General features: G+C 62.8%; 10 protein-coding genes and 1 riboswitch. Of the genes, 2 read left to right on the top strand and 8 right to left on the bottom strand.

Annotated features, from left to right (window positions below):
• Positions 1 to 36: 36 nt before the first annotated feature.
• Positions 37 to 124: riboswitch (ZMP/ZTP riboswitch) on the bottom strand.
• Between the two features lie 58 nt (positions 125 to 182).
• The 5 genes from Q8S60_RS09375 to Q8S60_RS09395 form a co-directional block, all read right to left on the bottom strand.
• Positions 183 to 1,364, bottom strand: coding sequence for an acyl-CoA dehydrogenase family protein (locus Q8S60_RS09375; protein WP_305668491.1), 1,182 nt, complete (start codon positions 1,362 to 1,364; stop codon positions 183 to 185).
• A 161-nt stretch (positions 1,365 to 1,525) separates the two neighbouring features.
• On the bottom strand, positions 1,526 to 3,181 hold the full coding sequence (gene groL / locus Q8S60_RS09380; protein ID WP_305668492.1) for a chaperonin GroEL: 1,656 nt from the start codon (positions 3,179 to 3,181) through the stop codon (positions 1,526 to 1,528).
• 92 nt (positions 3,182 to 3,273) lie between these two features.
• Positions 3,274 to 3,591 carry a co-chaperone GroES gene (gene groES / locus Q8S60_RS09385; protein WP_305276081.1) on the bottom strand — a complete coding sequence of 106 codons (318 nt, stop codon included), beginning with the start codon at positions 3,589 to 3,591 and terminating at the stop codon, positions 3,274 to 3,276.
• Between the two features lie 171 nt (positions 3,592 to 3,762).
• Positions 3,763 to 4,371, bottom strand: a complete 609-nt coding sequence (locus Q8S60_RS09390) for a TetR/AcrR family transcriptional regulator (RefSeq protein ID WP_305276082.1) — start codon at positions 4,369 to 4,371, stop codon at positions 3,763 to 3,765.
• Between the two features lie 5 nt (positions 4,372 to 4,376).
• Positions 4,377 to 4,613: a hypothetical protein gene (locus tag Q8S60_RS09395; RefSeq protein WP_305276084.1), complete on the bottom strand. Its 237-nt coding sequence runs from the start codon at positions 4,611 to 4,613 to the stop codon at positions 4,377 to 4,379.
• Between the two features lie 156 nt (positions 4,614 to 4,769).
• Here Q8S60_RS09395 and Q8S60_RS09400 point away from each other — a divergent pair, with 156 nt between their 5' ends.
• Positions 4,770 to 5,915 (top strand): DSD1 family PLP-dependent enzyme, encoded by a 1,146-nt coding sequence (locus Q8S60_RS09400; RefSeq protein ID WP_305276085.1) that lies wholly within the window; start codon positions 4,770 to 4,772, stop codon positions 5,913 to 5,915.
• A 210-nt stretch (positions 5,916 to 6,125) separates the two neighbouring features.
• Here Q8S60_RS09400 and Q8S60_RS09405 read toward each other — a convergent pair whose 3' ends face one another.
• Entirely contained in the window at positions 6,126 to 7,301 is a 1,176-nt protein-coding gene (locus tag Q8S60_RS09405; RefSeq protein ID WP_305276087.1) for a Gfo/Idh/MocA family protein, read from the bottom strand.
• A gap of 193 nt (positions 7,302 to 7,494) precedes the next feature.
• Here Q8S60_RS09405 and Q8S60_RS09410 point away from each other — a divergent pair, with 193 nt between their 5' ends.
• Positions 7,495 to 8,649, top strand: a complete 1,155-nt coding sequence (locus tag Q8S60_RS09410) for a 6-phosphofructokinase (RefSeq protein ID WP_305276089.1) — start codon at positions 7,495 to 7,497, stop codon at positions 8,647 to 8,649.
• A gap of 299 nt (positions 8,650 to 8,948) precedes the next feature.
• Here Q8S60_RS09410 and Q8S60_RS09415 read toward each other — a convergent pair whose 3' ends face one another.
• Together Q8S60_RS09415 and Q8S60_RS09420 are read right to left on the bottom strand one after the other, a co-directional pair.
• Complete coding sequence (locus tag Q8S60_RS09415) at positions 8,949 to 9,392, bottom strand: GNAT family N-acetyltransferase (RefSeq protein WP_305668493.1); 444 nt, start codon at positions 9,390 to 9,392, stop codon at positions 8,949 to 8,951.
• 28 nt (positions 9,393 to 9,420) lie between these two features.
• Complete coding sequence (locus Q8S60_RS09420; protein ID WP_305308256.1) at positions 9,421 to 10,515, bottom strand: phosphotransferase; 1,095 nt, start codon at positions 10,513 to 10,515, stop codon at positions 9,421 to 9,423.
• Positions 10,516 to 10,898 lie beyond the last annotated feature (383 nt).

Here is a 10,898-nt window from a genome sequence, read left to right on the forward strand (position 1 = left end):
GATGCCTGAAAACAAAAACGCCCGGCCAGCATGTAGAAGTGCTGCCCAGGCGATCGGCTCGAAAGACCAGTCTCCGCGCTCCCCGATGGTGACCCATCTGATTTCGCCAGTCGCGCGGAGGATATGTGCGACCGGAAGTGAGGGGAGTTAATCCCTGCGAGCGGCGGGAGTCAATTCCCTCGTCAAAGACCCAGTATCCGCTTGGCGATGATGTTCTTCTGTATCTCGTTCGAGCCGCCATAGATCGACTGCGCGCGGGTGCCGAGATAGACGGCGACGGCGGGCGCCGCGCCTGCGGGAAGCGCCGTGTTGCCGGTCCATGCGGGTGCGACGGAATCCGGGAAGGCGGGTTGCATGTAGGGTCCATAGGCCTCCATGCCGAGTTCGGTGATGTCCTGTGCCAACTCGGTCGCGATGATCTTCAGGATCGACGATTCGTTGCCTGGCGCGCCGCCTTCCGCGACTGAGGACAGGGTACGAAGCACCGTGATTTCGAGTGTATCGAGCCGGGTTTCGAGTTCGCCGAGTTTGCGGATGAAGGCGGCGTCTTCCAGCAGCCCGCGTTCGCGCGCAGCTTCGCGGATGTTGCGGAGCTGCTTCCGTTTGCCGGCGACATGGGCATAGGAGGTGCGCTCATGGCCGAGCAGGTAGTTGGCGTAGGTCCAGCCCTTGCCCTCTTCGCCGATGCGGTTCGCCTGCGGCACGCGCACGTTCTCGAAGGTGACGCTGTTGAGCGAATGCTTGCCGTCGATGGTGATGATCGGCTGCACCGTGATGCCCGGCGTCGTCATGTCGATCAGGAGGAAGGTAATGCCTTCCTGCTTCTTCTCTTCCTGGCTGGTGCGCAGCAGGCAGAAAATCCAGTCGGCATGCTGGGCAAGGCTCGTCCAGATTTTCGTGCCATTGACGATATAGTCGCCGCCATCGCGGACCGCGCTTGCCTGCAACGATGCCAGATCGGAGCCGGAGCCGGGCTCGGAATAGCCCTGCGCCCAGAAGATCGTGCTGTCGAGGATGCCCGGCAGCCAGCGCTTCTTTTGCTCATCGGTGCCGAAGGTGTAGATGACGGGCCCGACATAGAGGAGCCCCATCGGCACGACATTGAGCGCGCCCGCGCGTTCGAGTTCCTCGTCGAAGATGTATTTCTCGTTTGCCGTCCAGCCGGTGCCGCCGGCCGGTTTCGGCCAGTTGACGGCGAGCCATCCCCTGGCCGCCATCGCGCGTTCGGACTTCTGGTAGTCAGCCTTCGACGGCGAGGCACCGCTCGCCATCTTCTCCACGATCTCGCGCGGATACTCGCTCTCGAAGAAATCCCGCACCTTCATGCGGAACTCTTCGTCCGCTTCTGAAAATGAGAAATCCATGTGCCGCCTCCCGAATTTTGATTGGCGGGAGTGTAGCCTGTTGCTGGCACGGCGTCAGGAGCGGGAGGGCAGGTGCCGCGACGTCACCTCCCAAAAAGTGACAAAAGAAAAGGGCCGGTGTTTCCACCGGCCCTTCGCATTTCGGAGTGAGGAAGCTGGACTTAGAAGTCCATGCCGCCCATGCCACCCATGCCGCCCATGCCGCCGCCGGGCATGCCGCCCGCGCCGCCATTGTCCTTCTTCGGAGCGTCGGCGATCATGGCTTCCGTCGTGATCAGGAGGCCGGCGATCGAGGCCGCATCCTGAAGCGCCGTGCGCACGACCTTGGTCGGGTCGATGATGCCGGCGGCAACTAGATCGCAATACTCTTCCTTCTGTGCGTCGAAGCCGAAATTGGCCTGCTTCGATTCGAGGACCTTCTGCACAACGATCGAGCCTTCGACGCCGGCATTCTCGACGATCTGACGGATCGGCGCTTCGAGGGCCTTGCGGATGATGTTGATACCCGCCTGGATGTCGCGATTGTCCTCGACGAGCTTGCCGACGGCCTTGCTCGCCATGAGAAGCGCCGTGCCACCGCCGGGGACGATGCCTTCTTCAACCGCGGCGCGGGTTGCATTGAGCGCGTCGTCGACGCGGTCCTTGCGTTCCTTCACTTCGGCTTCGGTCGCACCGCCGACCTTGATCACCGCAACGCCGCCGGCGAGCTTCGCCAGACGTTCCTGCAGCTTCTCCTTGTCGTAGTCGGACGTCGTGTCCTCGATCTGCCGCTTGATCTGGGCAACGCGAGCCTCGATGTCCTTCTTCTTGCCGGCGCCGTCGACGATCGTGGTGTCGTCCTTCGTGATCGAAACGCGCTTGGCCTTGCCGAGCATGTCGAGCGTCACGGACTCAAGCTTGATGCCGAGGTCTTCGGAGATGACCTGACCGCCCGAGAGAACCGCGAGGTCCTCGAGCATCGCCTTGCGACGGTCGCCGAAGCCCGGTGCCTTCACGGCAGCGACCTTGAGGCCGCCGCGCAGCTTGTTGACCACGAGCGTGGCAAGCGCCTCGCCTTCGATGTCTTCCGCGATGATGAGCAGCGGACGGCCCGACTGCACAACGGCTTCCAGCACCGGCAGCATCGGCTGCAGGCTGGTCAGCTTCTTCTCGTGGAGAAGGATGAGCGGCTCGTCGAGCTCGACCACCATCTTGTCCGCATTGGTGATGAAGTAGGGCGAGAGATAGCCGCGGTCGAACTGCATGCCTTCGACGACGTCGAGTTCGGTGTCGAGGGACTTGGCTTCCTCGACCGTGATGACGCCTTCATTGCCGACCCGGCTCATCGCCTGGGCGATCATGGCGCCGATTTCGCTTTCGCCATTGGCCGAAATCGTGCCGACCTGCGCGACTTCGTCGTTCGACTTCACCTTCTTCGAACGCTTCGTGATGTCTTCGACGGCGGTGCGGACGGCGATCTCGATGCCGCGCTTCAGGTCCATCGGGTTCATGCCGGCGGCAACCGACTTCGCGCCTTCGCGAACGATCGCCTGGGTCAGAACCGTCGCTGTCGTCGTGCCGTCGCCGGCGGTGTCGTTGGTCTTGGAAGCGACTTCCTTGACCATCTGGGCGCCCATGTTCTCGAACTTGTCTTCAAGCTCGATTTCCTTGGCGACCGTCACGCCGTCTTTCGTGGTGCGCGGCGAACCGAACGACTTTTCGATGACGACATTGCGGCCCTTCGGACCGAGCGTCACCTTTACCGCATCGGCGAGAATGTCGACGCCGCGAAGCATCTTCTCGCGGGCTGTGCGGCCGAATTTGACTTCCTTAGCCATGTTTTTCTGATCCTTCTGAATTCATGAAACGGAACGAACGGCCGCCGGGGCAATAAAAAAGCCCGCGGCCGGGTATCCGGTTGCGAGCCTTGTCAGGCAGCCGCCTTCTTCTTGCCGGCAGCGCCTTCGAGCACACCCATGATGTCGCTCTCTTTCATGATCAGCAGCTCTTCGCCGTCGATCTTGACTTCGGTGCCCGACCATTTGCCGAAGATCACCCGGTCGCCGACCTTGACGTCGGGCGCAATGATCTTGCCGTCATCGCCACGGGCGCCGGGGCCCACCGCGACGACTTCGCCCTGCGAGGGCTTTTCCTGCGCCGAGTCCGGAATGATGATGCCGCCGGCGGTCTTGGATTCTTCCTCGACCCGGCGCACTACGACGCGGTCATGCAGAGGACGGAATTTCATCTCTGGCTTCTCCTGTGTCCCAACCGCTAAGTTGCGGAAATTTCTGGATTTTTTGAGCCTGTTAGCACTCGCTCATCGTGAGTGCCAAAGCACTGGGCAGAGATAGGAGTTGTCCGCCGTGCTGTCAAGCGGGGAGGGGCGGATTTCACGGATTTGCAGCGCGGATTCGCCTCAGGCGCGCAGGCCGCGCAGCGTCAGCTTGATGATCGCGGCGAGCTGGCGGCGGAAGGTTTCCTCGTCCGGTGCCTTTTCGGCGCCGCAGGCGGCGGCGATGAGCGCGTCGGCGGCGGCTTCCTGGGTGAGGCCGCTGGCCTTGGGATCGAGCTCGCCGCGCTGGCTGCCTTCGCGGACCAGGCGAAGGACGGCGTTGTGGAACCGATCGTGAACATCGCCGAAGACATCGCGGGAAAAGCGGCTGCTGCTGTCGACGAGTTCGGCGGCATGCGGGCTGGACAGGATCCAGCGATAGACGAAGCCGAGCTTCGCTTCCATGAGTGCGGCGAGCTTCTGCTCGAGCGGCAGGTCGAGCGCATCCGCCGCGGCGACGCCTTCGCCCACCTGTTCCGCCAGCGTCCGGCAGATCGCCTCGAAGAGCTCGTCCTTGCTTTTGAAATAGAGATAGAGCGTGCCCTTGGCGACGGCCGCGGCGCGCGCGATGTCCTCCATCGAGGTGCGCCGGTAACCGTAATGGCGGAAGAGATCGAGCGCGGAGGAGATGATGATCTCCCGCTTGTCCGTCAGTCCTGCCGCCTTCTGCGCGGTGCCGCTCTGTCCCGACATTTGTCCTATCGTCTGATGGTGAACGCGCAGGTCCGCCCTGCCGCGATCACGATGGTCCGTCTCGATCCACCGCAATCGTAATAGCAATATTTCCGCGCGCCAGCCCTCGTTTCGCCGCTGAGGGAACAGGTGGCACCCGACGCATACTGGTCGTGAGCGGGCATCTTGCTCATCGCGGCCTCGGGTTCCCCCGCCGACAGCGCGGCAAGCAGCATAAATCCGGAAAGCGTCGTCGTTGCCATTTCATCCCCCAACAATAGGCAGCAGGAATGCCATAATTATACGCTCTGCCGTCCGGAATCCATCGCTTTCGTCGCGGGATGCGGAGGAGCGATGCGCTGTTGTGCATCGTGCGCTCCGCTGTAGGATGCTGCCGCGGCGGCAGCAAAGGGGAAGTCATGACAAGCGAAGCATTGCAGACGGCAAGGGCCATGATCGGAAAGAAGGGCTCGCGCGCCGCGCTCCCGACACCGGCACTCGTGCTCGACCTCGACGCCTTCGAGCGCAACGTCGCGCGGATGGCGGAGCACTGCAAGGTAAGCAACCTTTCGATCCGGCCTCACGCGAAGACGCATAAATGCGTGACCATCGCCAAGGCCCAGATCGCGGCCGGCGCCGTTGGACAATGCTGCGCCAAGCTCGGCGAAGCGGAAGCGATGGCGGCGGGCGGCATCGAAAATATTCTCATCACCTCGCCCGTCGTGACGGCGCAGGGCATCGAGCGGCTGATTGCGCTCAACGCGAAAATGCCGGACCTGATGGTGGTGGCCGACAACCCGGTGAACGCGCGCGCCCTGGCGGCGGCAGCGGGGGAAAAGAAACGTGTGCTGAAGGTTCTCGTCGATCTGGACGTTGGCCTGCACCGCACCGGCATCCGCCCCGGCGAGGACGCGCTGGCGCTGGCCGAACTCATCGACGCGGCGGAATTTCTCGACCTGCGCGGGCTGCAGGCCTATGCCGGACACCTGATGCATATTCACGACTTCGCCGAGCGGCGCGAGAAATCGCTCGCGGCGATGCAGGTGCTGGGCGACCAGCGCGACGCACTGAAGGCGAAGGGCTTGCCGTGCGAAATCGTGTCGGGCGGCGGCACCGGCACCTATAATATCGACCCGGAGGCCAGGGTGCTGACGGAGCTGCAGGGCGGCTCCTATGTCTTCATGGACAAGCAGTATCACGACGTCGCGCTCGGCAACGGCGCGAACTTCCCCTTCGAGACGTCGCTCTTCGTGCAGATGTCGGTCGTCTCCGCCAACACGAAAAACCTCGCGACGACGGATGCCGGTTTCAAATCCTTCTCGACCGACGCCGAGCCGCCGAAACTTCTTTCCGGCGCTCCGGAAGGGGCCGGATATTTCTTCTTCGGCGACGAGCAGGGCGGTGTGCTTCTTCCCGACGGCGCATCGTTGCCGATCGGCAGTGTACTGACGGCCATGACGCCGCATTGCGACCCGACGGTGAATTTGTACGACGCCTATCACGTCGTCCGGGGCGACACGCTGGTCGATATCTGGCCGATCGAGGCGCGCGGAAAGAGCGCCTGATGGGGTATCCCGATACCGCAAAACGGCCGACTGTCATCAAACTGTCATGAAAATGTCACGCGACGAGGAAGATCGGTTTTCAGTACGCCGCTGAGCGTCGAATTTCGCTCCTTCTTCGTCTCCGGGAAATGTACGGGATGGCTCCGGTGCGGCTTATCCCCGGTCCGCTCGCATATTTTTATCCCCGGGAGACTTGTCCCCGGGATTGAGTCAGCGACCCCGCCCCATCTCCTTCTCCAGCCGCTCCCATAGCGGCCGGCAATCCACGACGCCGCCTTCGCGCATGGCACGGTCCACGGCCATGACGGTGAGGCCGGCGATCATGGCGTCCTCGACGGCGACGGGGAAGGGCTTGCCGTCGAGGAGATGGGCGGCGAGGTCGCGGCCCATTTGTTCGTCGGAACCGTAATGGCCCTCGGCGCTGGCGGGAAACTCCTCCGTCTCCGGAGGATTGATGCCCAGCGCGTCGCGGAAGGTGAGGCGGTTGGTCACGAGGTCGGCTTCGAGCGCGCCGCCCGTGCCCGCGAAATACCAGCGGCGTTGCGGCAGGCCGGCATGGGTGTTCGCGTGAAAGGTGAGACGGACATTGTTTTCATATTCGACGAGGGCGACCTGGTTGTCGGCGGTATCGGCGTCCGACTGGAAGGTACTGTTGCCGCCGTTCCAGCCCGCGCGCCAGATCTCGTAGGCGGGCGTGCCGTCGGGGTAACGGCGTTCGGCCAGGGCTTCGTTGGCGGGCGTGAAGATGTCGCGGCCGCCGAAGCTCGCAACGCGGGTGGGCAGCGCGCCGGCGAAGAGGCGGTAGAGATCGAAATCGTGACAGCACTTGTCGAGCAGGAACGAACCGGCATGGGCTTCGTGGCGCCGCCAGTCGCGCATGAGGAAGGCGCCGTGCTCCGGATGGAGATGCTCGTTGCCCTCGAAACTGACGAGGCGGCCGAGTTTCGAGGCGTGAAGATGGCGTGTGACCGCGGCGACGAGCGGCGCGGAGCGGAGCACGAGGCCGACTATGACGGAGGATTGCCCATGCTCGCGCAGGAGCCGGGCGAGCGCCCATGTTTCGTCCTCTGTGCGCACGACAGGTTTTTCGGTGAAAACGCGCAAGCCGCGCTCGAGCCCGCCGCGTATATGGGCGAGGTGGAGATGATTGGGCGAGCCGACCATGAGAAGATCGGGCTTCGTATGAGCGAGCATCGCATCGACGCTCTCATATGCCGCGCCTGCGCCGATGCCTCGCTTCTCCAGCATGGAGAGGCCCATGGGCGCGGGGTCGGCATGGGCGACGATCTCGATATGGGGTGCGGCGGCGGCGAGATTGCGGATGACGGTGGCGATGCGCCGTCCGAGGCCCGCGACGGCGATAGTGTAGTGCTCGCTTGTTTTCATGATCGGGATTTCTAGCTGTTAGTATGTGCGGACGGTAGCGCGGCGGAAAAATCTGTGGTGCGTTCATCATATTGGAGCGGAGTCCCCTCCCCGAAAAATTCTTCGCTCCGCTCGAATTTTGTCGACCCTCCCTCAGGGGGAGGGTGGAGAATGAAAAATGACCCTCGGCCACTGACGTAAAGGAAACGGCGATATGCGACTTGGAATCCTGACGGGTGGCGGCGATGTGCCGGGGCTCAATTCCTGCATCAAGGCGGTGGTGCGGCGCGCGACCGAACTCGGCTGGGAGGTGCTCGGCTTCCGGCGCGGCTGGGCGGGGCCGATGAGCTACAACCCCGACGACCCGGAGGGCAGCGAGAAGCACCTGATGCGGCTCGACACGGAGGCGGTGAGGACCATCGACCGCAAGGGCGGGACCGTGCTTCACACGACGCGGACCGATCCGCAATGGATGGTCGAGGCGAAACTGCCGGATTTCCTCAAGGGAAAATTCAAGCCCTCGGACAAGGGCACGGTCGACACGACGCCGCACATATTGCGCGTCTTCGAGTATCTCGGCATCGACGTGATGGTGACGATCGGCGGCGACGGCACGCTGAACTATGCCGCGCAGCTCGACCGCGAGGGCATGAAGATCGTGTCGATCCCGAAGACGATGGACAACGACGTCTTCGGCACGGATTACTGCATCGGCTTTTCGACGGCGGTGTCGCGCTCGGTCGATCACATCAACGCGCTCAGGACATCGACGGGAAGCCATGAGCGCATCGCGGTGGTGGAGCTTTTCGGACGGAACTCCGGCGAGACGGCGCTTCTGGCGAGTTATCTCGCCGACGCCGACCGCGCGATCATCGCCGAAGTGCCGTTCAACGCGGAGAAGCTGGCAGCGCTGGTGGCGGCGGACCGGATGGAAAATCCGGCGCGCTACGCGATGGTGGTGATTTCGGAAGGCGCGATGATGGAAGGCGGCGAGGCGCTGACCTACGGGCAGGCGGACGAATACGGCCGCAAGCGCCTCGGCGGGATCGGCCACATGCTGGGCGAGGAACTGACGAGGATCACCGGCGTCGACACGATCACGCAGTCGCTTGCCTATCTCATGCGCGCCGGGCCCCCCGACGCGCTCGACCAGATGGTGGCGAAAGGCTTCGGCACTCTGGCCGTGCAGGAAATCGCGGCGGGACGCACCGGCTTCATGACGGCGCTGCGCGACGGCAATTATACGACGGTGCCGGCCGCGACCTGTTCGAGCGGCGGCAAGCGCGTCGACGTCGACGCCTTCTACGACCGCGAAGCCTACCGCCCGCGCATCGCGCATGTGAAGGGCAAGCCGATGTTTCTGTATTGAGGGGGTGCTTCCCGAGATACGAAGCTTGAAAAAAAACGTCATGACCCGGCTTGTCCGGGTCATCCCCGTCTTTTTCCGGTTTTGAGTCCTGCCGAAGAACTCAGCCATAAAAACACCGTCACCCCCGGGCTTGACCCGGGGGACAAGGAGCCGCCGCAGGCGGCGTCCATCTTCGAAAAACTTCCTGCAGGAATATTTATACGAAGAGGGACGGCGCGTGCCGCGCCTTCTGGATTGCCGGGTCAAGCCCGGCAAAGACAGATAAGAGGTATGGAGAGGTTCGCGAGTGCCGCTCGCTCCTACCGCTTCAACTGCATCAGCTGGCGGGCTTCGCCGTCGTCGCCGATGATCTTGAAGCCGAGGCGTTCATAGAGGGAGTGGGCGTCGTTGGTGGAGAGCATGATGCGGTGGACGGAGGCGAGGGCCGGGTCGTTAACCATCGTCTCGACGATCCACTTGCCGCGGCCATCACCCCGGTGAACGGGCAGCACATAGACGTCGCTCATCCAGGCGAAGCGCGTGTAGTCCGTCACCATGCGGCCGAAGCCCGCCTGCTCGCCATCCGGCGAATAGAGGCCGTAGGCGCGGGAATTAACGATGCTGGTCCAGAGATTCTCAGGCGAAACGTCGCGAGCCCAATAGGTCGCGCCGAGCATCTTCAGGATCGATTCCCTGTCCAGACGCGACCTGTCGGTGTTGATCTCGAAACCGTGACGGCTCCATGACGATACTTCAGTACTCATACGCACTCACTCTTGGAAGTTGTTCTTGTTATTCGGCTCCCGCGCGTTGGGCATAGGCCCATGCTTCCTCGGCCAGCGGCCGTACATTGGCCGCCATCTGTTTGGCATGTTCGCTCGATGCTGTTCCGTCCCTCACCCGCCCCGCGATTCCCTGCAGGATACCGGCAAGACGGAAGAAATTATATGAAAAATAAAAATCGAGATTTTCGATGCCCTTGGGCCGGTTCGTCCGTTCACAGTACATCCGGATATATTCCTCGAGGGTCGGCACGCCGAGCGCCTTGAGGTCGGCCGTCCTGATGGAGCCGGTGCCGCCGCCGGTGCCCTGGCCGGGCATCACCCACTGCATGAGGCTGTAGGTGAAATCGCCGAGCGGGTGGCCGAGCGTCGAGAGCTCCCAGTCGAGCACGGCGATCACCCGGGGCTCGGCCGGGTGGAGAACCGTGTTGTCGAGGCGGTAATCGCCATGGACGATGGAATTAGAGTCTTCCTGCGGAATATTCGCGGGCAGCCATTCCATCAGCCGGTTCATCTCCGGAATGGTTTCCGTTTCGGAGGCGACATATTGCTTGGTCCAGCGCGAGATCTGGCGCGCGAAGTAGTTGCCCGGCTTGCCGAAATCGGCGAGGCCGATCGCCTCGTAGTCGACCATGTGAAGCCGCGCCAGCGTCTCGTTCAGAGAGTCGTAGATTTTCCAGCGCGTGGCGGGGTCCTGTCCCGGCAGCAGCGGCTCCCAGAGCACGCGGCCATCCACCATGTCCATGATGTAGAACATGGTGCCGATGACGCTGTCGTCCTCACACAGACAATAAGTGCGCGGCGCAGGAAAGCCGATGCCGTGAAGCGCGGTGATGACCTTGTATTCGCGGTCGACCGCATGGGCGGAGGGTAGCAGCTTGCCCGGCGGCTTGCGGCGCAGCACGTATTTCTTCGAGGGCGTCAGGAGCTGGTAGGTCGGATTGGACTGGCCGCCCTTGAACTGCTTGACGGTGAGCGGGCCCTGAAAGCCGTCCACATGCGCCTGCATGTATTCTTCGAGGCGCTTCTCGTCGAACTTGTGCGTGTCGGCTACGTCCTTGGTGCCGGAGAACTGCTCCTGCCGGCTTTCCGCTGCGTCGCTCATTGGTCTCTCTCCCAGTGCCGTTTATTCTGTGTACGTATTTTCGTGTGTCCGCTCTTTCTCCACCCTCCCCCTGTGGGAGGGTCAAACCGCTGCAAGCGGTTTGGGGAGGGGTTGCGGACTAAATTACAAATTCAGCCGACGGCTTGTCCCATATGGTTGGTGCCGCGACCCCTCCCCGAAAAATTCTTCGCGTACCGCTCGAATTTTGTCGACCCTCCCACAGGGGGAGGGTGGGAAGAAAGGGCTGATGCGCCTCCATCGTCATCTCGAAATCATCCTCACGCATTCTGCTTTTCGCGCTCGATGGCGCGGTAGCCGATGTCCTTGCGGCAGAAGCCTTGCGGCCAGTCGATTTTCGCGACGGCGCGGTAGGCGCGGGCCTG

It is taken from the genome of Parvibaculum sp. (assembly GCF_030694575.1).
GTDB lineage: Bacteria > Pseudomonadota > Alphaproteobacteria > Parvibaculales > Parvibaculaceae > Parvibaculum.